General features: G+C 67.1%; 21 protein-coding genes and 2 pseudogenes. 9 read left to right on the top strand and 14 right to left on the bottom strand.

The window, feature by feature from the left end; genetic code table 11:
• Positions 1-30 precede the first annotated feature (30 nt).
• The 4 genes from AC1DK4_RS32690 to AC1DK4_RS32675 are packed head-to-tail and all read right to left on the bottom strand — an operon-like array spanning position 31 to position 3,222.
• On the bottom strand, positions 31-1,065 hold the full coding sequence (locus AC1DK4_RS32690; RefSeq protein ID WP_441622924.1) for an Ldh family oxidoreductase: 1,035 nt from the start codon (positions 1,063-1,065) through the stop codon (positions 31-33).
• On the bottom strand, positions 1,062-1,766 hold the full coding sequence (locus AC1DK4_RS32685) for a GntR family transcriptional regulator (protein ID WP_441622922.1): 705 nt from the start codon (positions 1,764-1,766) through the stop codon (positions 1,062-1,064). Before AC1DK4_RS32685 ends, AC1DK4_RS32690 begins: the two co-directional genes overlap by 4 nt.
• Before the next feature lie 6 nt (positions 1,767-1,772).
• Positions 1,773-2,927: a UxaA family hydrolase gene (locus tag AC1DK4_RS32680; RefSeq protein ID WP_441622920.1), complete on the bottom strand. Its 1,155-nt coding sequence runs from the start codon at positions 2,925-2,927 to the stop codon at positions 1,773-1,775.
• Between the two features lie 4 nt (positions 2,928-2,931).
• Positions 2,932-3,222, bottom strand: coding sequence for a UxaA family hydrolase (locus AC1DK4_RS32675; protein ID WP_441622918.1), 291 nt, complete (start codon positions 3,220-3,222; stop codon positions 2,932-2,934).
• Between the two features lie 200 nt (positions 3,223-3,422).
• Between AC1DK4_RS32675 and AC1DK4_RS32670 the strand changes: the two genes are divergently transcribed.
• The 8 genes and pseudogenes from AC1DK4_RS32670 to AC1DK4_RS32635 all read left to right on the top strand — a co-directional run bounded on the left by AC1DK4_RS32670 (position 3,423) and on the right by AC1DK4_RS32635 (position 10,082).
• A complete protein-coding gene (locus tag AC1DK4_RS32670) occupies positions 3,423-3,884 on the top strand; it encodes a hypothetical protein (RefSeq protein WP_441622916.1) in 462 nt (153 codons plus the stop codon).
• Positions 3,874-4,239, top strand: coding sequence for a hypothetical protein (locus AC1DK4_RS32665; protein WP_441622915.1), 366 nt, complete (start codon positions 3,874-3,876; stop codon positions 4,237-4,239). Before AC1DK4_RS32670 ends, AC1DK4_RS32665 begins: the two co-directional genes overlap by 11 nt.
• 25 nt (positions 4,240-4,264) lie before the next feature.
• A complete protein-coding gene (locus AC1DK4_RS32660) occupies positions 4,265-5,236 on the top strand; it encodes a zinc-binding dehydrogenase (protein ID WP_441622913.1) in 972 nt (323 codons plus the stop codon).
• A gap of 41 nt (positions 5,237-5,277) precedes the next feature.
• Positions 5,278-6,072, top strand: a complete 795-nt coding sequence (locus AC1DK4_RS32655; protein ID WP_441622911.1) for a TauD/TfdA dioxygenase family protein — start codon at positions 5,278-5,280, stop codon at positions 6,070-6,072.
• 107 nt (positions 6,073-6,179) lie between these two features.
• Entirely contained in the window at positions 6,180-7,298 is a 1,119-nt protein-coding gene (locus tag AC1DK4_RS32650) for a Re/Si-specific NAD(P)(+) transhydrogenase subunit alpha (RefSeq protein WP_441622909.1), read from the top strand.
• A gap of 10 nt (positions 7,299-7,308) precedes the next feature.
• Positions 7,309-7,662, top strand: coding sequence for an NAD(P) transhydrogenase subunit alpha part 2 (locus tag AC1DK4_RS32645; protein ID WP_441650188.1), 354 nt, complete (start codon positions 7,309-7,311; stop codon positions 7,660-7,662).
• A gap of 28 nt (positions 7,663-7,690) precedes the next feature.
• Positions 7,691-8,774, top strand: a pseudogene (locus tag AC1DK4_RS32640) (NAD(P)(+) transhydrogenase (Re/Si-specific) subunit beta); the annotation flags it as partial.
• 267 nt (positions 8,775-9,041) lie between these two features.
• The gene (locus tag AC1DK4_RS32635; RefSeq protein WP_441617666.1) at positions 9,042-10,082 is read left to right on the top strand and encodes a response regulator; all 1,041 of its coding nucleotides are present in this window, start codon (positions 9,042-9,044) and stop codon (positions 10,080-10,082) included.
• A 97-nt stretch (positions 10,083-10,179) separates the two neighbouring features.
• Here AC1DK4_RS32635 and AC1DK4_RS32630 read toward each other — a convergent pair whose 3' ends face one another.
• The 9 genes and pseudogenes from AC1DK4_RS32630 to AC1DK4_RS32590 all read right to left on the bottom strand — a co-directional run bounded on the left by AC1DK4_RS32630 (position 10,180) and on the right by AC1DK4_RS32590 (position 20,263).
• The gene (locus AC1DK4_RS32630) at positions 10,180-11,469 is read right to left on the bottom strand and encodes a THUMP domain-containing class I SAM-dependent RNA methyltransferase (protein ID WP_441617668.1); all 1,290 of its coding nucleotides are present in this window, start codon (positions 11,467-11,469) and stop codon (positions 10,180-10,182) included.
• Positions 11,470-11,550: 81 nt separating this feature from the next.
• Positions 11,551-12,156: a 2-hydroxychromene-2-carboxylate isomerase gene (locus AC1DK4_RS32625; RefSeq protein WP_441617913.1), complete on the bottom strand. Its 606-nt coding sequence runs from the start codon at positions 12,154-12,156 to the stop codon at positions 11,551-11,553.
• A gap of 164 nt (positions 12,157-12,320) precedes the next feature.
• Positions 12,321-12,743, bottom strand: coding sequence for a CopD family protein (locus AC1DK4_RS32620; RefSeq protein ID WP_441617670.1), 423 nt, complete (start codon positions 12,741-12,743; stop codon positions 12,321-12,323).
• A gap of 137 nt (positions 12,744-12,880) precedes the next feature.
• Positions 12,881-14,133: pseudogene (locus AC1DK4_RS32615) on the bottom strand (glutamate-5-semialdehyde dehydrogenase).
• Between the two features lie 100 nt (positions 14,134-14,233).
• Positions 14,234-15,274, bottom strand: coding sequence for a DNA polymerase III subunit delta (gene holA, locus AC1DK4_RS32610; protein ID WP_441617674.1), 1,041 nt, complete (start codon positions 15,272-15,274; stop codon positions 14,234-14,236).
• Between the two features lie 12 nt (positions 15,275-15,286).
• Positions 15,287-15,766: an LPS-assembly lipoprotein LptE gene (locus AC1DK4_RS32605; protein WP_441617676.1), complete on the bottom strand. Its 480-nt coding sequence runs from the start codon at positions 15,764-15,766 to the stop codon at positions 15,287-15,289.
• A gap of 156 nt (positions 15,767-15,922) precedes the next feature.
• The gene (gene leuS / locus AC1DK4_RS32600; RefSeq protein WP_441617678.1) at positions 15,923-18,547 is read right to left on the bottom strand and encodes a leucine--tRNA ligase; all 2,625 of its coding nucleotides are present in this window, start codon (positions 18,545-18,547) and stop codon (positions 15,923-15,925) included.
• 140 nt (positions 18,548-18,687) lie between these two features.
• Positions 18,688-19,485 carry a 4-hydroxy-tetrahydrodipicolinate reductase gene (gene dapB, locus AC1DK4_RS32595; protein WP_441617680.1) on the bottom strand — a complete coding sequence of 266 codons (798 nt, stop codon included), beginning with the start codon at positions 19,483-19,485 and terminating at the stop codon, positions 18,688-18,690.
• A 112-nt stretch (positions 19,486-19,597) separates the two neighbouring features.
• The gene (locus tag AC1DK4_RS32590) at positions 19,598-20,263 is read right to left on the bottom strand and encodes an outer membrane protein assembly factor BamE (protein ID WP_441617682.1); all 666 of its coding nucleotides are present in this window, start codon (positions 20,261-20,263) and stop codon (positions 19,598-19,600) included.
• Between the two features lie 199 nt (positions 20,264-20,462).
• Here AC1DK4_RS32590 and fur point away from each other — a divergent pair, with 199 nt between their 5' ends.
• Positions 20,463-20,894, top strand: a complete 432-nt coding sequence (gene fur / locus AC1DK4_RS32585) for a ferric iron uptake transcriptional regulator (RefSeq protein ID WP_441617684.1) — start codon at positions 20,463-20,465, stop codon at positions 20,892-20,894.
• Positions 20,895-21,000: 106 nt separating this feature from the next.
• Here the strand turns inward: fur and AC1DK4_RS32580 are convergent.
• On the bottom strand, positions 21,001-21,777 hold a 777-nt coding region (locus AC1DK4_RS32580; protein WP_477132020.1), incomplete at its 5' end, for a LysR substrate-binding domain-containing protein.

Genomic DNA, 21,777 nt, shown 5'->3' with positions numbered 1-21,777 from the left:
TCAAGGATGTCGGGAAGTGTGTCCGGGAGGTCAGTCCGGGAACGGGATGCCCACCTGCCGGCCCAGTGCGCTGAGGTCCTGCGCGATCGCTGCCGGCAGTGCGATGCCGCCTTCCCGGGCTTCATGCTCCAGCGCATCACCGCGCGCGCCAGGCAGGCGTGCTTCGGCGCCACCGGCGGCAAGATAGGTACCGGTCCATTGCGCCATGTAGTCGGCGAACAGGTCCTTGCCGGCGAATGCATCGGGCTTGACCAGCCAGACGAACCCGCCCTGCCGGCCCACGGCGCCGCCGCTCTTCAGGTCGTTGCGCGCAGGGTCAAGCGATTGCGCGGTGGCCGCCAGCGCGCCGGCCAGGCACTCCACCATCATGGCGATGCCGATGCCCTTGTGCCCGCCCATCGGCAGCAGGGCGCCGTCCAGCGCGCGCTCGGCGTCGGAGGTCGGTACGCCGTTGGCGTCCACGGCCCAGCCCTCGGGGATCGGGCGGCCTTCGCGGGCGGCCAGCAGGATATGGCCGCGTGCCGCCACGCTGCATGCCACGTCGAAAACTATTGGCGCGCCGCCGGGCACGGGGCAGCCGAAGGCAATCGGGTTGTGGCCGATCCCTGCCTTGCTGAAGCCCTCCAGTGCGAGCAGGGGCGGCGTGCGCTGTCCGACCATGCAGAAGGCGCCCGCCTCGGCGGCCAGCAACGCGTGGATGCCCAGTGCACCCAGGTGGCCGCAGGACTGCACCGCGACCAGCACCGATGCACTCGTCTCCAGCGCTTCCAGGCCGAGCCGCACCGCGAGCGGGCCGGCGACCTGCCCCATCGCACCGTCGGCGTCCAGCACGATGCCGCCCGGGAAGCTGCGATGCGTCATGGCCGCGCGCGGGTTGAAGTCGCCTGCGCGCAGACGGTCGACGTAGGATGGGATGCGCGTCATCCCGTGCGTCTTGTAGCCGCGCAGCTCGGTGCGCACCAGCATGGTGGCGGCCTCGACCGCATGGTCGGGCGGCATGCCGCAGCTTTCGAATACGCCCGCCGTCCAGCGCTCCAGCGCGGCAGGGCTCCATCGGGTGTTCATGACGATTTCTCCCGCACGATCATCAGACGCTCGGCGAACGGGCCGGCATAGACCGTCTGGTAATACAGTGGCTGGTCGCGCAGCGTGTAGCCGCGCAGTTCCATGATGAAGACAGGCGCCTCGGGCTCTAGTCCGAGTTCACTCGCCACCGTCGCGGGCGGCGCGCCAAAGCGGATCCACTGATCCACGCGCAACGTCGGCAGGGACAGCCGCTGGCCAATCAGCTCGCGCAGGTTCTTTTCCAGCGCCTCCCGGTCCAGCCCTCCCAGTTGCGCGAAATCCTCCTCTCGCAGCCAGAACTCGCTGTACAGATCGAAGCGCCCGCCCACGTTGATGACGCGCTCGATCCGCACATAGCCGTCCCCTTCCAGGAAATCGGCCCACGGCCCCTTGCGCTTGATCCGCTTGACCGAGCGCGCGTGGACGTAGGAGGCCAGCTCGTTGCCCGCCTCGTCGCGAAAGCGCAGGTAGCGCACGTCCGCCGGCGCGACGCGTGCTCCCGAGACGAAGGTGCCCCGTCCCTGTTCACGCGTGATCAGTCCCGAATGCGTCAGCCGGATGAGCGCCTTCTGGATGGTGCCCACGCTCACGCCGTGCAGCGCCGCCAGCTCGCCCTCGGACGGCAGGCGGTCGCCCTCGCGCAGGGCGCCGGTTTCAATGGAACGGATGATCGCGTCGGAGACGGTATTCAGTTTTGTCATGGTCGCTCAGAGACTCAGTGCAAACCGACTGATCGCGGTCTCCCGGATGTCGAGCACCTCGCTGCTCAGCCGCGTGCCGGATGCGACGTCCATCGCATAGGCAAACAGCTGGTCGCCGAGGTCGGGGATCTTCTCCCCGCGCTCCAGGACCGCGCTCACGTCGAAATCGATATTGTCGGCCATGGTGTCGACCGTATTCACGTTGCCGCACACCTTGACCGTCGGGGCTACCATGCTGCCGATCGGATTGCCCACTCCGGTACCGAAGAAGGTGAGCTGGCAGCCGCCGGCGGCAAGTGCAGTCAGATTTTCCACTGCCGCGGCCGGCGCGTCCATGAAATGCAGGCCTTTCTTCTTCGGCGCCTCGCCGTAGCCCAGCACCCCGACGAGCTGGCCCTTGCCGGCCTTGGCCATTGCGCCCAGGGCCTTTTCCTCGACCGTGGTCAGGCCGCCGCGCTTGTTGTCGGGCGACGGCTGGTCCTCGCGCATGTCCACGCCGCGCGAGATGGCCAGGTTTTCCATGTTGCGCACGGCGGTGACGAAGGCCTCGCGCACCCGGCTGTCGGCCGCGCGCTCGGCGAACAGGTGGTCGGCGCCGATGAATTCCGAGGTCTCGGAAATGATGACCGTGCCGCCCTCGGCGATCACCATGTCGGCCAGATGGCCGATCACGGGGTTGCAGCTCAGCCCCGACGTCGTATCCGAGCCGCCGCACTCCACGCCGATCACCAGCGACGACACCGGGCACGGCACGCGGCGGGCGCGCGATGCGGCGAGCGACAGCTTCGCCGCCTTGCGCGTACCGTCGGCAATGCACTGCACCGTGCCGAGCGGCTGCAGGTGGACGGTTTCCACCGGCTTGCCCGCGGCGCGGATACGGCGCGCCACTTGCTCCGTCGACGACTCCTCGAGCCCCACCAGCAGTACCGCCGCGATATTGGGATTGCGACCGAGGCCGGCGAGCGACTCGAAGGCGAAATCAAGGTCGGCACCGAACTGGCCGCGCACGAACAGCGTGGTGACGGGGATGCAACCGCCCACGGCATGCGCAATGGTCCGCGTGACCGGATTGCAGTTGTCCATCACGGAAATCACCGCCACCCAGTTGCGCACGCCAACCGCGCCGTTCTCGCGCGGGTATCCAAGAAAGGTCGTTGCCATCGGATTACCTCCTCTCCAGGTCGCCGCGAGCGCGCGCCGACTCGATGTTGTGAACATGCATGTGTTCGCCGGCCCGTACCGCGCGGCTCGCCCGGCCGATGAGCTGGCCGTACTTCAGGATGCCGACCCCTTCGTCGGTATCGGCAACACAGACCTTGTGCCCGAACGGCACGTCCTGCAGCAGGACCAGTTCTCCCGCTATCTCTCCCTCCAGCCGGCAGGTATCTCCGGCGCGTCCTGCGTCCAGCAGGGTGGCCACATTGTCGGCCCGGTTCAGCACGATTGCTCGCGGCATCTTTCTTAACTCCTGTATAGGTGTTTGATGCAATGTAGAGAACGGACCCGGGTAGTGTCAAGTAATTACGTGGCAACCCCCGAGAAAACCACTACTCAATCCATGCAAGTCCTATATAGAAGTTATTGACACAAGCCTCGGCTATGTCTATTGTCATCACAACGGCGGGCGACTCGCGCCGACCGGAAGAGGAGACAGAGATGAGAGTGGCGTCCCATATGGAGAAGATCGGCAAGCTGATGGCCCTGCGCCAGCGGCTCGATCCGCTCGAGGACTTCGAATTGTGGTTCTGGGCTGGCATGACGGCTGGCACGCACGCGGTCAACGCCGCCCTGCACCAGGCCGGCGTGACCCGGGACGACGACATGTTCCCCACGCAGCCTGGCGTCTATCAGGCGTGCCAGCCGGACGGCAGCATGCGCAACGCCTTTGGCCCGCTGGGCGACGTCTTGCATGTGGGACGGCCAAAAGTGGAGGCCCCGGTACCTGACGACGTGGCGCGGATGATGGCCCAGATGGAAATCATCGAGCACTACCGCGACCCCTGCCTGCGCGAAGGCATGTCGCCCACGGCGGCGATCGCACGGGAATGCGACACGGCGCTTCGCTGCTGCATCGACCTGCTGGCGAAGCGCGTTCCGGGAGCCGGCCATGCAAACTGACGCGCACATCGCGCTGGCTCGGCGCGTCGAGGCATCCCTCGGCAAATGCAAGGAGGCCGACTACGAAATGAAGATCGAGGCGGCGATGCTGGCCGGCACCCACTGGCTGAACGTATTGCTGCATCGCCTTGGCACCAGTCGACCCGAGCAGGATGTCTTCCACACCTATCTGCTCACCATCAACGAGTTCCGGCGGCTGGCCGTCGCTGCCGAACTGCCGCTGCACGCGCTCGCCGAGATCGAGGACATCCGTCCGCCTTACGTGCGCGGCAACGTGGGTGGCGGCGAACACGCCGCCAGACGCGCGCTCGACCTGCTGGCACGGCTGCGCACTGCGGCACTCGACGCGGCATGAACGTTCAACACAAAGGGAGTCAGTCTTGAAAGCAATTCGCGTGATACCCGGCGCCGAGGGCGGCCGGGTCGAAGTGCAGGACATTCCGGCGCCGGATGCCGGCCCGGGACAGATCGTGGTGCGGGTCCATGCCGCGGGCCTGAACCGCGGCGAGATCAATCAGGCGCGCGAACTGCGCACCGGCAACACCATCACCGCGGGCGTCGAATTCGCGGGCGAAGTGGCGGTGGTGGGCGAAGGCGTGACCGGCTGGCGCCGCGGGGATCGCGTGATGGGCCATGGCCGCGCCTGCCAGGCGGAGTACGTGGTGGCCAACCCGATGGCGCTGATGCCCGTGCCGGATGGCATGTCATGGGTCGACGCGGCCGCGTTCCCGAACGTCTTCATCACCGCCCACGACGCCCTGGTGGTCAACGGCGGGCTCAAGGCCGGCGAGTCGGTGCTGGTAAACGGCGCCTCGGGCGGCGTGGCGATGGCCGCCATCCAGATCGCTTCCCTGATGGGAGCGCGGCCGGTGATCGCGCAATCCCGCTCGGCCGCCAAGCTCGACAAGATCATGCAGTACGGCGTGGATGTCGGCATCGACTCGTCGCGCGACGACCAGGTCGAGGCCGTGATGCGCGCCACCGACAACCGCGGCGTGGACATCATCATCGATACGGTCGGCGGCCCGGTGTTCGAGGACAACATCAAGTGCCTGGCGATCAAGGGCCGGCTGGTCAATATCGCCCGCCTCGGCTCGGCCACGGCGCAGATCGACCTGGCCCAGCTATGGCTCAAGCGCCTGCACCTGATCGGTGTGACGTTCCGCACGCGCTCGGAGCAGGAACGGCTCGAGTGCATCCAGGCCTGCGCACGCGACATGCTGCCCCTGCTGCGCGCCGGCCGGGTGCGACTGCCGATCGACCGCACGTTCGCCCTCACCGATATCCACGCTGCGCACGCCTACATGAAGCAGGACCAGCACGTCGGCAAGATCGTGCTGACCGTCGACTGACCGCGCACCAACGACAAATCACACGATTACAGGAGACCACGATGAGTATCGAAATCAGGCCGCTGACCGGCTCGGTCGGCGCCGCCGTCACGGGTGTGAATCTGAACGACCCGATCAACGATGCAGCCTTCCAGGTTCTGCACCAGGCCTTCCTCGAGCATGGCATGCTGGTGTTCCGTGGCCAGTTCCTGCAGCCGGCGGCACAAGTCGCCTTCGCCCGCCTGTGGGGTACGCCGGTGCAGGGCAACCCGCTGCTCAAGGGCCTCAACGAATTCCCGGAACTGGCCCAGGTCACGAAGATACCCAAGGAGACCGCCTCGACCGAGGCCTGGCACTCCGACTCGATCTACACGCCGGTGCCGCCCAAGATCTCCATCCTGTCGGGGATCGTGATCCCTGTCGGCGGCGACACGATGTGGTGCAACCAGTACCTGTCGTACGACCGCCTGTCGCCCACCATGCAGCGCCTGATCGAGGGCCTGCGCGCGACATTCAGCGGCGCCCGCCTGGCCAGGATGACCGGATCCGACAAGGTACCGACCGCCGTGCACCCGATCGTGCGCACCCATCCCGAGACCGGCCGCAAGGCACTGTACGTCGGCCACCCCGATACCGCCTTGCGCATCGAGGGCATGACCGAGGCCGAGAGCCGCCCGCTACTCGACTTCCTGTACGAGCATTCCACCACCCCGGACAACGTCTACCGCCATATGTGGCAGGAGGGCGACGTAGTGATGTGGGACAACCGCTGCACGATGCACTACGCCGTGCACGACTACGGCAACGCCGAGCGCGTGCTGAACCGCGTGACGCTGGAGGGGGAGGCCCCCCGCTGATCACCCGGGCATGACCGTGCCGGGCACGCCGCCCGGCACCCCCCGCCCCTGACCCACGGCGCGCCCAGATCGACGAGAGGCGCGCCCGGGACCACCGGAGACATCCAATGCAGATAGGGATCCCGACTGAGATCCGGCCGGGAGAGGCACGTGTTGCCGCGACACCGGAAACCGTCAAGAAATATGTCGCACAAGGCCATCAGGTCATCGTGCAAAGTGGTGCCGGCACGCGCGCGAGCCTGCCCGATGCCGCCTATGAGGCTGTCGGCGCCCGCATCGGCACCGCCGCCGAGGCGCTTGGCGCCGGACTCGTACTGAAGGTCTGCGCCCCCGGGCCGGCGGAACTGGGCGCGATCATGCCCGGCACCGTTGTCGTCGGCATGCTGAATCCCTTCGACGCGGAAAACAAGGCGCGCATGGCGGCTGCCGGCATCACCGCCTTCGCGCTGGAAGCCGCGCCGCGCACCACGCGGGCGCAGAGCATGGACGTGCTCTCCTCGCAGGCCAACATCGCCGGCTACAAGGCCGTGCTGGTGGCCGCGCACCACTACCAGCGCTTCATGCCGATGCTGATGACTGCCGCCGGCACTGTCAAGGCCGCACGCGTGCTGATCCTCGGCGCCGGCGTTGCGGGCCTGCAAGCCATCGCCACGGCCAAGCGCCTGGGCGCCGTGATCGAAGCCTCCGACGTGCGTCCCGCCGTGAAGGAACAGATCGAATCGCTCGGCGGCAAGTTCCTCGACGTGCCTTTCCTCACCGATGAAGAACGCGAGATCGCGCAGGGCGCGGGCGGCTATGCCCGTCCGATGCCGCCGGACTGGATGAAGCGGCAGGCCGAACTGGTCCACCAGCGCGCCATCCAGGCCGATATCGTCATCACGACGGCCCTGATCCCCGGGCGCAAGGCGCCGACGCTGCTGCATGAAGCCACCGTCCGGCAGATGAAGCCCGGCTCGGTGGTGGTCGACCTGGCCGCGGCGCAGGGCGGCAACTGCCCGCTGACCGTGGCGGACGAAGTGGTCGAGCGCCACGGCGTCATCCTTGTCGGGCATACCAACCTGGCCTCGATGGTCGCGGCCGACGCCTCGGCCCTGTACGCCCGCAACGTGCTCGACTTCCTCAAGCTGATTCTCGACAAGGAAGGCCGGGTGGCGATCGACAGACAGGACGACATCGTCGCCGCCTGCCTGATGACCGCGCAAGAGGAAACGGCGCTTGCCGGCTAAGGAGACCTCAATGGAAATGATTAACCACACCGTGATCAACCTGATCATCTTCGTGCTGGCGATCTACGTCGGCTACCACGTGGTCTGGACCGTGACGCCCGCCCTGCACACCCCGCTGATGGCCGTGACCAATGCCATCTCGGCCATCGTCATCGTCGGCGCCATGCTGGCGGCCGGGCTGACGGAAGATACGACCGGCCGCCTGATGGGCACGCTGGCGGTGGCGCTGGCCGCCGTCAACGTATTCGGCGGCTTTCTCGTCACGCAGCGCATGCTCGATATGTTCAAGAAGAAGGCGCCCAGGACCGAAGCAAAGCCGAAGGCCGCCGCGACGATCGGCGACAAGCTGGCGGAGGCCGCGTGATGAACGGACTCTCGATGAATTCGGTCACCTGATCTTCGGCGCGCTGGTGGTGGGCGGCGGCATCGGCGCCTACGTGGCGAAGAAAGTCGAGATGACCAAGATGCCCGAGCTGGTCGCGGCGATGCACTCGCTGATCGGCCTGGCGGCGGTGTTCATCGCGGTGGCCGCGGTGGCCGAACCGGCCGCCTTCGGCATCACGCCGGCGGGCTCGCACGACATCCCGCTGGGCAACCGCATCGAGCTGTTCATCGGCTGCTTCGTCGGTGCCATCACCTTCTCGGGCTCGGTGATCGCCTTCGGCAAGCTGGCCGGGCGCTACAAGTTCCGCCTGTTCCAGGGCGCGCCGGTGTCCTTCCCCGGCCAGCACATGCTCAACCTGCTGCTGGCGGTGGCGATGATCGGCTTCGGGGTGATCTTCTTCCTGTCGCAGAGCTGGCTGCCCTTCGTGGTGATGCTGGCGATCGCCTTCGTGCTGGGCGTGCTGATCATCATCCCGATCGGCGGCGCCGACATGCCGGTGGTGGTGTCGATGCTGAACTCGTACTCGGGCTGGGCGGCGGCCGGCATCGGCTTCTCGCTCAACAACCCGATGCTGATCATCGCCGGCTCGCTGGTGGGATCGAGCGGTGCGATCCTCTCGTACATCATGTGCCGCGCCATGAACCGCTCGTTCTTCAACGTGCTGCTGGGCGGCTTCGGCGGCACGGCCGCGGGGGCGGCCGCCGGCGAGCAGCAGCAGCGCCCGGTCAAGTCCGGCTCGGCCGATGACGCGGCCTTCCTGATGGGCAACGCCGAGACCGTGATCATCGTGCCGGGCTACGGCCTGGCGGTGGCGCGCGCGCAGCACGCGCTCAAGGAACTGACCGAGAAGCTGGTCGAGAAGGGTGTGACGGTGAAGTACGCCATCCACCCGGTGGCGGGCCGCATGCCGGGCCACATGAACGTGCTGCTGGCCGAGGCCGAAGTGCCCCAAGACCATCATCGTGAACAAGCGCTCGATGGCGGCCGGCTATGCCGGTCTCGACAACGAGTTGTTCTACATGGACAAGACCATGATGGTGTTCGGCGACGCCAAGAAGGTGGTCGAGGACATGGGCAAGGCCGTCGACTGAGCACGCCAGGGCGCCGGGCGCGGGCCACGCCCGTGCCCGGCGCCGCTGCCCGCACGCCACACGCGCCACGCCCCGGCGTCACCCCCCTCCTTCAACCCCGCCGCACTGCGGTTGCGCGGGGGCGCGAGCGCGCTATACTGGTTCCGGTCTTCGGCCACGGAGTGTTCGCGGGCCGATCCGCCACCGGCCCGGCCGCACAGGTCCGTCCCCTGCCGCGCCGAACCCACCCGCCCGAAGTGTCCGAGAGACGCTCAAGCCGAACGCAACATGACATTCAACCCCCAGGACAGGAATCTGTCGGTCTTCCACCACCCGATCCTGACGGTGCTCGTCGACGACAGCAAGTCGTTTATCGACAGCCTGGCGTTCCAGATGGATCCGTCGCGGCCGGTGGTGACCTTCACCGACCCGCGCGAGGCGCTGCAGTGGATCCGCGACACCTACGCGCGCTTCACCGGTTTCCTGCCGGTGCGGGTGACGCACGATGACCTGACTTTCCTGACCGAGCGGCGTACCGTGCAGCTCGATATCGACCGCATCTACCGGCAGATCCACGACATCAACCGCTACGTGCAGCCGGGCGTGATCGTGGTCGATTATTCGATGCCGCAGATGAACGGCCTGGAGTTCTGCCAGGCGCTGCAGGACCTGCCGTGCAAGACCATCCTGCTGACCGGCACCGCGGACGAGAGCATTGCCGTGCAAGGCTTCAATCACGGCCTGATCGACCGCTACGTCAAGAAGCACGACAGCAATATGGTGGAGCGGCTGGACCAGGAGATCGATGCGTTGCAGCAGCAGTATTTCGCCACGCTGTCGCGCACGCTGCGCGACCTGCTGACGCGGCATTCGTTTTCCTTCCTGTCCGATCCGGTGATCTGCGACCGGGTGCGCCAGATCACAGCGCGCTATGGCTTCGTGGAGTACTACCTTTACCCCAACCCGGCCGGCATCCTGATGCTGACGGCGCAGGGGCATGCCACGCTGATGGTGATCGAGACGCGGGCCGGGCTGATGAACCAGGTGGAGTCGGCCGAGGCCTACGACGCGCCCGCGGCACTGATCGAAGGCCTGCGCGAGGGCCGCATCGTGCCCTTCTTCTGGCCCGGTAACGGCATGTACACGCCGGCCTGCATCGACTGGGAGCAGTACTGCCTGCCGGCCGAGCATTGCGCCGGCCGCGAGGATTATTTCTACGCGCTGTTCGACCTGCCGCGCCACCTGCTGCAGGAACCCATCGTCAGCTTCCAGGACTTCCTGAAGGACTTCGCCCGGGAACCCGAGCGCATCACCGGCCGCGGACACTGATCCGGCGCCAGGCCGCCGCAGGCAGCGGCACACGGCATCACGGGCGGCAGGGGATCCCCCCTGCCCTCATCCCTGCTACCACCCTCTGCGCGGGGCGTCAGGCCGAAGCCGCGCCGCTGTCGCCGTTGCCGTTGTTGCTGCGATTGCCGCCACGCACCATGTCGAAACGGAACAGCCGGCATTCGATATTGCCGTTGTAGAGGGGCGTGCGGCGCGACTCCTTGAGCCGCAGCCGACGCGGCAGGCCGAGGTCGCCGGTGAAGATCCAGGCCTGCCAGCCGGCGAAATTCTGCTTCAGCGTGGTGGCAAAGGCGCTGGCAAACTGGTTGGCGGCCTCGTCCTCGACCCCATTGTCGGGCGCCTCCTCCAGCGGGCGGCGGCGCTCGCCGCGCACGGCGATCCGCTCCCCGTAGGGCGGGTTCATCAGCAACATGCCCGGCGTCGCGAACGGCGGCTGCGCAAAGCGCGCGTCCACCTGCTTGAGCTGCGGCTCGCCGGGCAGGCCGGCGCGTTGCCAGTTGGCTTCGGTCATCGACAGCAGGTCGGTGGAAATATCGCTGCCGGCAATCTCCAGCGGCTCTGCCACGGCGCGCGCGCGCGCGGCCTCGATGTCCGCCTGTGCGGCCGCCTTCAGGGCCTGCCAGCCGCGCGTATCGGCGCCCTTGAGCCATTCGAAGGCGAAGCTGCGCCCGGCGCCCGGCGCGATGCCCAGGGCGACCTGGGTCGCCTCCACCAGGAAGGTGCCGCTGCCGCACATCGGATCGTAGAAGGGTTGTTCGGTCTGGCCCGGCACCCAGCCGGCCAGGCGCAGGATGCCGGCGGCAAGGTTTTCCTTCAGTGGCGCCTCGCCCTTCTCCATGCGCCAGCCGCGCTTGAACAGCGGCTCGCCGGAGGTGTCGAGATAGAGCGTGACGTCGTGCTCGGTCAGGTGGGCATAAATGCGCACATCGGGACTGACGGTATCCACGCTGGGCCGCGCGCCGAGACGCTCGCGCATGGCGTCGCACACCCCGTCCTTCACGCGCAGCCCGATGAAGTTCAGGCTCTGCAGCGGCGAGCGGTGTGCCGTCACGTCCACCCGCAATGTCTCGTCTGGCGAGAACCATTGTTCCCAGCGCTGGCCGCGCGCCAGGTCGTAGATATCGTCCTCGCGGCGGTAGCCGCGTGCGGCCACGCGCATGAGCACGCGGCTGGCAATGCGCGAATGCAGGTTTACTGCGTAGGCCGCCACCATCTCGCCCGAGAACGTGACGCCGCCCGGCATCTCGCGATGGACCTGGAACGGCGCGAGCGCGGCCATGCCGGGCCGGGCTGCGATTTCGCGCAGCTCTTCGGCGAGCGCGCTTTCCAGACCGCGCGGGCAAGGGGCAAAGAAGGCTTGGGACATGGATTGGGTATTCCTGCAAACAAAAACGTCCGCCGTGGCGGACGGGGTCGGATAGCGCGCAGTGTACCGCGCCGCGGGGCTTCAGCCAGCCGCGAAGGCGCGCTCGAGGAAGTCCAGGCGATCCTGGCCCCAGTACGACTGGCCTTCGTAGACGAACCATGGCGCGCCGAAGGCACCGGCGGAGATCGCATCCTGGGTGTGCTGGGCGTAGTCCGCCTGCACGGCCTGGGCCTCGCTGGCCTTGAGCATCGCGGCGCCATCCAGGCCGATGCCGTCGGCAAGCTGGACCAGCGTGGGGGCGTCGGCGATATTACGCTGCTCGGCCCACAGGGCGCGGCCGATCGCGCCGACCAGCTCCATGGCGCGCGCGGTGCCGTGCGCCAGCTGCACGGCGATGATCAGTTTGCTGGCGGCGTCGCCGGACACCGGGAAATAGGTCGGGTGCAGGTTCAGCGGCAGGCCCAGGAATTCGCTCCAGCGGGCCAGTTCCACCAGCCGGTAGGCCTGGCGCTGGGGCGGGCGCTGCGCCAGCGGCAGTCCGCCCGAGACCGAAAACACCTTGCCCAGGTCGCTGGGCTTGAGATTGACCTGCACGCCGTACTTGGCCGCGAGCGCGGTGAAGCGTGCGTGCCCAAGGTAGACGAACGGCGATTGCGGGGAAAGATAGTAGTCGACCTGCTTGCTCATCATGTCCTCTGGACGGGGGCGGCGCGCGTCAACAGCGCCTTGGACTGTGGGGAAAACGGCAATGCGAACAGCGATCCGGAAACCGAACCGGGAACAATACGGGAAAACGCCGCGCCGTGCTTGCGGCCGCCGCGCGGCTTCCCCTGCGTTTCACGCCGGTCGGCTCAGAACGGCTTGACCACCACCAGGATCACCACCGCCAGCAGCACCAGCACCGGCAATTCGTTGAACCAGCGGTAGAAGGTATGCGAACGCGTGTTGCGCCCGCCCTCGAACTTCTTCAGCAGCACGCCGCAGCCGTGGTGATAGCCGATCAGCACCAGCACCAGCGCCAGCTTGGCGTGCATCCAGCCCTGCCCCGGGCCGCGCCCGATGCCGTAGCCGAGATAGAGCCACAGGCCGAACACCAGCGCCGGCACCGCCAGCATGGTCATGAAGCGATAGAGCTTGCGCGCCATCAGCAACAGCCGCTGCACGCCGGCGGCGTCGGTCTCCATGGCGAGGTTGACGAAGATGCGCGGCAGGTAGAACAGGCCGGCAAACCAGGAGACGACGAAGACGATATGCAGCGCTTTGACCCAGAGCATCTGGCTTCTTGTGTGGGGTTGATGGTGCGGCCAGGACGATGACCGTGATGCGTGACGACTGCAAGGCACGTCCGGGCCGGAAAAGGCGCCGGACAGGCGCCGGCAGGCGGCGGGACAGCCCGCCAGCCAGGCCGAACTCAGGTGCGGATCTCGCCGTGCCCGAACACCACGTATTTCAGCGAAGTGAGGCCTTCCAGCCCGACCGGGCCGCGCGCGTGCAGCTTGTCGTTGGAGATGCCGATCTCGGCACCGAGGCCGTACTCGAAGCCGTCCGCGAAGCGCGTCGAGGCATTGATCATCACGCTGGCCGAGTCGACTTCGCGCAGGAAGCGCATGCCGGTGCTGTAGTTCTCGGTGATGATGGAATCGGTATGCGCCGAGCCGTAGGTGTTGATGTGCGCGATGGCCTCGTCCAGCCCGGCCACGGTGCGGATCGCCAGCACCGGCGCCAGGTATTCCAGGCGCCAGTCTTCCTCGGTGGCGTCGACCAGGCCGGTGAAGCCGGCGGCTTCCAGCGTAGCGCGGGTGGCGGCGCACACGCGCAGCTCGACGCCCTTTTCCTGGTAGATGCGGCACAGCGGCGGCAGCGCGGCGGCGGCCACGCCGGCGGCGACCAGCAACGTCTCCATGGTGTTGCAGGGGGCGTAGCGCTGGGTCTTGGCGTTGTCACAGACGCGCACGGCCTTGTCCAGGTCGGCGTCGGCGTCGATGTAGACGTGGCAGATGCCGTCGAGGTGCTTGATCATCGGTACGCGCGCTTCTTCCATCAGGCGCGCGATCAGGCTCTTGCCGCCACGCGGCACGATCACGTCGACGTATTGGCGCGGTGGGTGGTCTCTACCACCTGCACGGCCTGCTGCGGCAGGCCGGCGGCCGCCAGGCCCTCGGCCACCAGCGCGGCCAGCGCGGTATTGGAACCGATGGCCTCGGAACCGCCGCGCAGGATGGTGGCGTTGCCCGACTTCAGGCACAGCGCGGCCGCATCGATGGTCACATTGGGACGCGACTCGTAAATGATGCCGATGACGCCCAGTGGCACGCGCATCTGCCCCACCTGGATGCCGGTGGGACGGAACTTCATGTTGCTGATCTCGCCGATCGGGTCGGCCAGCGCGGCGATCTGCTCGAGACCGGCGGCCATGGTGTCGATGGCCTTGTCCGACAGCGTCAGGCGGTCGATGAAGGCGGCGTCCTGGCCGTTGGCGCGGGCACGCTCGACATCGCCGGCATTGACTGCCTTCAGGTGCGCGGCATCGCGGCGGATGGCGGCGGCGATGATCAGCAGCGCGCGGTTCTTGTCGGCGGTGGAGGCGCGCGCCATGGCGCGCGAAGCGGCGCGAGCCTGCTGGCCGACGCGTTCCATGTATTGCTTGAGATCGAGCTCGTTCATAGTCCTGGCCGGGCGATACCGGCCCTCAATGCGTGTTTTTTGCAGGCGATGGGCTGGCAGGAACGCGTGCGCGGTGCGCAGGGCGTACCTGGCGCGCAACCTACCTGGCGATAAGCAAAGCCAGCTGCAGCAGGCCGTCCCAGGGTTCGGCCGGCATGCCCTCGGCGCGCAGGCCCTTGACCTGGCGGTCCAGCCGGGCGGCCATGGCGAGCGCGCTTTCGAGCTGCGCCGTTGAAAGCCGCTGTGCTGCCTGTGGCACCAGCTTCTCGCGCGGGCCCCAGATACGCAGTTCGCGGGTCAGCACGCCGATCGGCTTGCCTGCCGCCAACCCTTGCCGGACCTTGGATAATACGCGAATTTCCTCGGTCAGCGCCCACAGCACCAGCACCGTGGCCTGGCCTTCTCCGCGCAGCCCTTCGAGCATGCGCACCAGGCGCGGCACGTCGCCGCCGAGCATCGCTTCAGATAGCTTGAACACGTCGTAGCGCGCCACATTGAGCACCGCATCGTGCACTTGCTCGAACGTCAGCGCGCCGGCCGGATAGAGCAGGCCCAGCTTCTGGATTTCCTGGTGGGCCGCCAGCAGGTTGCCCTCCACCTTGTCGGCGACGAACTGCAGCGCGCGCCGGCCCGGCTCGCCCGGCTCCACGCGCTGCTGCTGCAGTGCCAGCCGCTCGCCGACCCACGCCGGCAGGCGGGTGCGGTCGACCGCATCGATCTTGAGCGAGACGCCGGCGCCTTCGAGTGCCTGGAACCAGGCCGACTTTGCCGTGGCGAAATCCAGCCGCGGCAATGTGACCAGCATCACGACATCCGGCGAGGGCTGGGCCGCCACCGCGCGCAGCGCTTCGCCGCCGTCCTTGCCGGGCTTGCCGGAAGGAATGCGCAGCTCGACGATCTTGCGGTCACCGAACAGCGACATCGATTGCTGCGCCTGGACCACCTGGCCCCAGTTGAAGCCGCGCTCGGCGGACAGCACCTCGCGCTCGGTGAAGCCAGACTCGCGTGCCGCCTGGCGCAGCCGGTCGACCGCCTCCAGCACCAGCAGGTGTTCGTCGCCGTGCACCACGTAGAGCGGCGCCAGGCCACGTCCCTTGGCCTGGCGCAGATGGGCGTCGAGTCCGTCGAGTTTGAGCTGCATGCCGGGCGTGGCTCAGATCGCCTTGACCGCGGCCAGCCGGCGGATCAGCTGCTGCACGATATCGCGCTGCATGTCGCGGTAGAGCTGTTGCTCTTCGTAGTCCTTGGCCAGCGTGTTGGCTTCGTTGTAGGTCAGGTCGCGCGTGAGCACCAGTTGCGACGGGGCGATCAGTTCCTGGCCGCCGGCATCGCGCAGGCGGAAGGTAAAGCGTTGCGTCAGGCGGTATTCGCGCACCACGCCGGTGGTGGTGAGCGACAGCACCGTCTTGGTACGGGTGTCCTGCAGCACGTCCAGCAGCGCGTCGGCTTCCTTGGGATCGGCCACGACCTGCGTATCCGAGCCATTGCGGATGGCGCGGCGCAGGTCCGAGCCCATCAGCGTATTGGGCGGGATGCTCAGGTACAGCTTCTTGAACACGAAATCCGCGTTGCCCCGCATGTGAAAGCCGCAGCCGGCCACCAGGCCGGCCGCCAGCAGTGCCGCCAGGGCCATGCGGCGGCCCCGCACGGGCTCACCCGGCGTCTTTCGATCCGTCTGCCGGTCGGCCTGTCGGTCGGTCGGTCGATCGGCTTGTCGATCGGATTGTCGATCCATACCGGGCAACTCCCTCGTTGGCTTGGTCACGGGCATGAGCTTGGCGGCAGCGTCTTACAACACCACGTTGACGAGACGCCCCGGCACCACCACGATCTTCTTCGGCGCGGCGCCGGCGGCGAACTTGGCCACGATCTCGCTGGCGGCGGCCATGGCCTCGATGGCGGCACGGTCGGCACTGGCCGGCACCGTCAGGCTGCCGCGTACCTTGCCGTTGACCTGCAGCACGAGTTCGAGCTCGCTCTGCACCAGGGCGGACTCGTCCACCTGCGGCCACGGAGCGTCGAGCAGGTCGCCGTACTGCGTGGCGTAGCCCAGTTCCTGCCACAGGCCGTGGGTAATGTGCGGCACCACTGGATACAGCACGCGCAGCAGGATGCCGAAGCCTTCGCGGCGCGCGGCCGGGGTGGCGGCCTTGGCGTCTTCCAGCGCATTGAGCATCTTCATGGTGGCGGACACCACCGTGTTGTACTGGATGCGCTGGTAGTCGTAGTTGGCCTGCTTGAGCACGCTGTGCAGCTCGCGGCGCAGCGTGCTGTCGCCATCGCCATACTGCGCGCCATTGCCGGCCGCCGCGATTGCCTCGGCATTGGCATGGCCGTAGTTCCACACGCGGCGCAGGAAGCGCGACGCGCCTTCCACGCCGGAGCCGCTCCACTCGAGCTGCTGCTCGGGCGGCGCGGCGAACATGACGAACAGGCGCGCGGTGTCGGCGCCATACTGGTCGATCAGCGCCTGCGGGTCGATGCCGTTGTTCTTGGACTTCGACATCTTCTCCACGCCGCCGATCACCACCGGCTGGCCGTCTGCGTTGAGCACGGCGCCCAGCGGACGGCCACGCTCGTCGGTGCTGACGTCCACCTCGGCCGGGTTGTACCAGGTCTTCTTGCCGGCCGCGTCCTCGCGGTAGTAGGTGTCGTTGAGCACCATGCCCTGGGTGAGCAGGTTGGTGAACGGCTCGCCGAACTTGACCAGGCCCATGTCACGCATGACCTTGGTCCAGAAGCGGGCGTACAGCAGGTGCAGGATGGCGTGTTCGATGCCGCCGATGTACTGGTCCATCGGCATCCAGTAATCGTTGCGGCCATCGACCATGGCAGCCGCGTCCGGGCTGGTATAGCGCATGTAGTACCAGCACGAATCGATGAAGGTATCCATGGTGTCGGTCTCGCGGCGCGCCGGCTTGCCGCACGACGGGCAGGTGCACGCGAGGAAGCGCGGATCCTTGGCCAGCGGGTTGCCGGTGCCGTCCGGCACCAGGTCCTCGGGCAGCACCACCGGCAGGTCCTGCTCGGGCACCGGCACCACGCCGCAGTCCTCGCAGTGGATCAGCGGGATCGGCGTGCCCCAGTAGCGCTGGCGCGAGATGCCCCAGTCGCGCAGGCGCCAGGTGGTCTTCTTCTCGCCGATGCCTTTCTCTCCGAGGTCGGCGGCGATGGCCTCCACCGCGGCCTGGTAAGCCAGGCCGTCGTACTTGCCGCTGTGGACGCAGACGCCGTGCTCCTTGTCGCCGTACCACTCCTGCCAGGCTTCGGTGGAGAAGGGCTGGCCCTTCACATCGACGACCTGCCTGATCGGCAGGCCGTACTTGTTGGCGAAGGCGAAGTCGCGCTCGTCGTGCGCGGGCACGCCCATCACGGCGCCGTCGCCGTAGCTCATCAGCACGTAGTTGCCGACCCACACCTCGACCTGCTCGCCGGTGAGCGGATGCACCACCTTCAGGCCGGTGGGCATGCCCTTCTTTTCCATGGTGGCCATGTCGGCTTCCATCACCGAGCCGTGCTTGCACTCGTCGATGAAGGCAGCCAGCGCCGGGTTGGTGGCAGCCGCGTGCGTGGCCAGCGGATGCTCGGCGGCAACCGCGCAGAAGGTCACGCCCATGATGGTGTCGGCGCGCGTGGTGAACACGTACAGCTTGCCGTCGCCGATCAGCTTGCCGTCATCGCCGGCAATCGCGTGCGGGAAGGCGAAGCGCACGCCGACGCTCTTGCCGATCCAGTTCTGCTGCATGATCTTGACGCGCTCGGGCCAGCCCAGGCCATCGAGGTCGCCCAGCAGCTCTTCGGCGTACTGGGTGATGCGCAGGTAGTACATCGGGATCTCGCGCTTCTCCACCAGCGCGCCCGAGCGCCAGCCGCGCCCGTCGATGACCTGCTCGTTGGCCAGCACGGTCTGGTCGACCGGGTCCCAGTTGACGGTGCCGGTCTTGCGGTAGGCGATGCCCTTTTCCAGCATCTTGAGGAACAGCCACTGGTTCCAGCGGTAGTAGTCCGGGCTGCAGGTGGCGACCTCGCGCGACCAGTCGATGGCCAGGCCCATCGACTGCATCTGGCGCTTCATGTACGCGATGTTGTCGTAGGTCCAGGCCGCCGGCGCCACGCCGTTGTTGAGCGCGGCGTTTTCGGCGGGCATGCCGAACGCGTCCCAGCCCATCGGCATCAGCACGTTGTGTCCCGTCATGCGCAGCTGGCGCGCCATCACGTCGTTGATGGTGTAGTTGCGCACGTGCCCCATATGCAGCTTGCCCGACGGGTACGGCAGCATCGAGCAGGCATAGAACTTGGGCTTCTCGCTGCCGTCGGCCAGCTTCGCCTGCTCCGTCACGCGGTAGGCATCGATCGCTTGCCAGTGTTGCTGGGCGGCTTGTTCAACGGCGGAGGGAAGGTATTTGTCTTGCATGTTCAGGACAGCGGGCGAAGCGCGTTGGCGGGCCAAAGCGTGGAAAAGAAAAGCGGCGGGCTGCCTTGCGGCGCCCGCCTGCGCTGGAATGCCGAAAACGCCGATTATAACCGTCGGGGCAGACGGCGCGGCGGGCCCCGTTACTTCAGGCCCAGCACGTCCTGCATGTCGAACAGGCCGGCGGGCTTGTCGGCCAGGAAGCGCGCCGCGCGCACCGCGCCGTCGGCGTAGGACTGGCGGCTCGACGACTTGTGGGTGATCTCGATGCGCTCGCCGATGCCGGCGAACATCACGGTGTGGTCGCCCACGATATCACCGCCGCGCACGGTGGCGAAGCCGATGGAGTTGGGGTCGCGCGGCCCGGTATGGCCTTCGCGCGCAAACACGCCGCAGGTCTTCAGGTCGCGGCCCAGCGCCTTGGCCACCACTTCGCCCATCGCGAGGGCGGTGCCGGACGGCGCGTCGACCTTGTGCCGGTGATGCGCCTCGATGACTTCGATGTCGTAGCCGGAGGACAGCAGCTTGGCGGCCATTTCCAGCAGCTTGAACGTGGCATTGACACCAACGCTCATATTGGCGGCGAAGACCACGCCGATGCGCTTGGCGGCCTCCGCCAGCGCGGCGCGGCCGGCTTCGTCGAAGCCAGTGGTGCCGATCACCATCTTGACGCCGAGCCGCGCGGCCACCGCGACGTGCGCCAGCGTGCCCTCGGGGCGGGTGAAATCGATCAGGCAATCGGCGCCGGCCAGTGCCGCTTCGATGTCGGAAGTGATCGTCACTCCGGTGTTGCGGCCCAGCACCAGCCCGGCGTCCTGGCCCAGGGCCGGCGCGCCCGGCACATCCAGCGCGCCCGACAGGGTCACGCCTTCGGTGGCGAGGACGTGTTCGATCAGCATGCGGCCCATGCGGCCGGAGGCACCTGCGATGGCGATATTCATGGCGTGTCAGCAATCATAAAAAAGCCGGCGGTGAGGCCGGCCGGTATTCGGGGGTCGGCAAGCCCGCCTGGCCGCCTGCACTGGCGGCCGGGCGGACTGCCTTGCGGGCTGCTCAGTTGGCGGAGTTCGGGCCGGCTACCGGCGCCGATGCCGATTCTTCGGTCAACTTGCTGCCGGCGGCGGTCGCGCTGCCAGCGGGGGCCGCGGCAGCGCCTGCCGGCGCGGTGTCGGCAGGCACGGACGGGCTGGCTGCGCCCGGCGCAACGGCGGCCGTCGAATCCACCGGCGCCGCGGCAGGCGCCGAAGCCGGCGCAACCACATCCATGTCCTTGCGCAGCGGGCGCTGGTTGGCCTGCATGGCCTTGTAGCCGTCGATTTCCGCGATCAGCTCGTATTCGGACGGGAGTTCGTCCCCGCCGAACTTGGCCAGCTTGTCGCCGTCGAAGAACACCGTGTAGCGGCGCTGCTGCACCACCGGGGTGTTGCCGCGGCGGAACGAGAAGACGTAATCCCAGCGATTGCCGTGGAAGACGTCCGCCAGCAGCGGCGTGCCGAGCAGGAACTTGACCTGGTCGCGCGTCATCCCTTCACGCAGCTGGGACACGGCCTCGCGCGAGACGAAGTTGCCTTGCACGATATTGATACGGTACGGCGTGATCGCGTTGGCGACTTTGCGTGACGTATTGTCGTAAGTGGAGCATGCTGCAGTCAGCAGAGCAGCAGCCAGCACAGAGGTAACCAGCGTCGGACGCATGGCGGACGAACGAAATGAACGCATGTATCTCGCTTCTAGAAGGGAGAGGAAAGTGCCGATTCCGGCCCTCGCGGCGTTTGCCACGAGACGGCTGGGGCGATGCATCATCGCGGGAGCAGCCTAGGGCAGCCGGCGGCGCCCCAGGCAACCCCCGAGGCGACTTTTACCGCCAAAACCCTTATGATTCAATAATCCAGACATTGTACTCTAGGGAGTCACGCCCATGCCGAGTCCGGCGGACCTCAAAAATATCGGTCTCAAAGCGACCGTTCCACGCCTGAAGATCCTCGAGATCTTTCAGACCAGCGAGCAGCGCCACCTGAGCGCGGAAGATGTTTACCGCATCCTGCTCAGCGAACAGATGGATATCGGCCTTGCAACCGTCTATCGCGTTCTCACCCAGTTCGAGCAGGCAGGCCTGCTCTCACGCAACAACTTCGAGTCCGGCAAGGCCATCTTCGAACTGAACGAAGGCAAGCATCACGACCACCTGGTCTGCATCGACTGCGGCCGCGTGGAGGAATTCTACGATTCCGAGATCGAGCGCCGCCAGCAGAGCATCGCCAGCGAGCGCGGCTTCGCGCTGCAGGAACACGCGCTGTCCCTGTACGGCAACTGCACCAAGCACGACTGCCAGTTCCGCCCCAAGCGCTGACACTGGCCTTCCGGCGGTAACTGCATCCGCCGCGGACGAACATAAAAAAAACCGGCGCACCGCGCCGGTTTTTCTTTGCCTCGGGCAATCGCCCCCGGGGCTGTGCTCAGGTCTCGCGCTCGTCCTGCTCGGCCACGATATGCAGGCCGCCACGCGCGGCGGCCGGCACGCCGACGAATTCGCCGACGACCTGGCGGAACAGGCCGCGCGCCCACACCAGCATCGGATGGGTGTTGCGGCTGCGGTGCCAGAACATGTTCAGGCCCAGCGTGGTATTGAGCTCGGCGGGTAACGGGAAGGCCTTGAGGCCGTAGGTCTCGCAGGCCATGTCCTTGGTCAGCGCATTGACCGTAAAGATCATGTCGGTCTGCGCCGCCAACTCGGACTGCGCGCGCCACGAATGCACCGTCAGCGTGGCGTTGCGCTTGAGCCCGCGCTGCTGCAAGGCGTAGTCCAGCGGGATCAGCGACGGCGCGGGACGGCCGCTGCCACCCGAATGCGCCATGAAGATGTGGCCGCAGTCGAGGTATTGCTCCAGCGTGCAGGTGCCCTTGAGTACGGGATGGTTCTTGCGCGCGCAAACCCAGAGGTTCAGCGAGGTCACCATCTCTTCCACGATCTCGGGATGCCGGGTCGGGAACGGCGAGAACGCCAGGTCCAGTTCGTTGCCGCGCATGGCGGCCACGTCGGATTCCCACGAGTGGGACTCGACCAGCTTGATATGCAGTTCCGGCGCCAGTTGCTTGATGCGCAGGATGAAGCGGTTGAACACCGTATCGCCCAGTTCGGCGGCGAAGCCTATATTGAGCGTGCCAGTTGCAACGGCGGGATCGAAATTGTCGGCGTCGACCTCGTTGATCGAGGACCACAGGTCGAGCATGTC

The organism is Cupriavidus sp. 05N38 (assembly GCF_056397345.1).
Note: the sequence above shows the minus strand (reverse complement) of the source record. Positions and strands in the feature narration are given on the sequence as shown.

What these genes read in the sequence shown, in the direction of transcription:
- AC1DK4_RS32690 (WP_441622924.1), bottom strand. Translation starts at nt 1,065, where the DNA reads ATGAACACCCGATGGAGCCCTGCCGCGCTGGAGCGCTGGACGGCGGGC.
- AC1DK4_RS32685 (WP_441622922.1), bottom strand. Translation starts at nt 1,766, where the DNA reads ATGACAAAACTGAATACCGTCTCCGACGCGATCATCCGTTCCATTGAA.
- AC1DK4_RS32680 (WP_441622920.1), bottom strand. Translation starts at nt 2,927, where the DNA reads ATGGCAACGACCTTTCTTGGATACCCGCGCGAGAACGGCGCGGTTGGC.
- AC1DK4_RS32675 (WP_441622918.1), bottom strand. Translation starts at nt 3,222, where the DNA reads ATGCCGCGAGCAATCGTGCTGAACCGGGCCGACAATGTGGCCACCCTG.
- AC1DK4_RS32670 (WP_441622916.1), top strand. Translation starts at nt 3,423, where the DNA reads ATGAGAGTGGCGTCCCATATGGAGAAGATCGGCAAGCTGATGGCCCTG.
- AC1DK4_RS32665 (WP_441622915.1), top strand. Translation starts at nt 3,874, where the DNA reads ATGCAAACTGACGCGCACATCGCGCTGGCTCGGCGCGTCGAGGCATCC.
- AC1DK4_RS32655 (WP_441622911.1), top strand. Translation starts at nt 5,278, where the DNA reads ATGAGTATCGAAATCAGGCCGCTGACCGGCTCGGTCGGCGCCGCCGTC.
- AC1DK4_RS32650 (WP_441622909.1), top strand. Translation starts at nt 6,180, where the DNA reads ATGCAGATAGGGATCCCGACTGAGATCCGGCCGGGAGAGGCACGTGTT.
- AC1DK4_RS32645 (WP_441650188.1), top strand. Translation starts at nt 7,309, where the DNA reads ATGGAAATGATTAACCACACCGTGATCAACCTGATCATCTTCGTGCTG.
- AC1DK4_RS32635 (WP_441617666.1), top strand. Translation starts at nt 9,042, where the DNA reads ATGACATTCAACCCCCAGGACAGGAATCTGTCGGTCTTCCACCACCCG.
- AC1DK4_RS32630 (WP_441617668.1), bottom strand. Translation starts at nt 11,469, where the DNA reads ATGTCCCAAGCCTTCTTTGCCCCTTGCCCGCGCGGTCTGGAAAGCGCG.
- AC1DK4_RS32625 (WP_441617913.1), bottom strand. Translation starts at nt 12,156, where the DNA reads ATGAGCAAGCAGGTCGACTACTATCTTTCCCCGCAATCGCCGTTCGTC.
- AC1DK4_RS32620 (WP_441617670.1), bottom strand. Translation starts at nt 12,743, where the DNA reads ATGCTCTGGGTCAAAGCGCTGCATATCGTCTTCGTCGTCTCCTGGTTT.
- holA (WP_441617674.1), bottom strand. Translation starts at nt 15,274, where the DNA reads ATGCAGCTCAAACTCGACGGACTCGACGCCCATCTGCGCCAGGCCAAG.
- AC1DK4_RS32605 (WP_441617676.1), bottom strand. Translation starts at nt 15,766, where the DNA reads ATGGCCCTGGCGGCACTGCTGGCGGCCGGCCTGGTGGCCGGCTGCGGC.
- leuS (WP_441617678.1), bottom strand. Translation starts at nt 18,547, where the DNA reads ATGCAAGACAAATACCTTCCCTCCGCCGTTGAACAAGCCGCCCAGCAA.
- dapB (WP_441617680.1), bottom strand. Translation starts at nt 19,485, where the DNA reads ATGAATATCGCCATCGCAGGTGCCTCCGGCCGCATGGGCCGCATGCTG.
- AC1DK4_RS32590 (WP_441617682.1), bottom strand. Translation starts at nt 20,263, where the DNA reads ATGCGTTCATTTCGTTCGTCCGCCATGCGTCCGACGCTGGTTACCTCT.
- fur (WP_441617684.1), top strand. Translation starts at nt 20,463, where the DNA reads ATGCCGAGTCCGGCGGACCTCAAAAATATCGGTCTCAAAGCGACCGTT.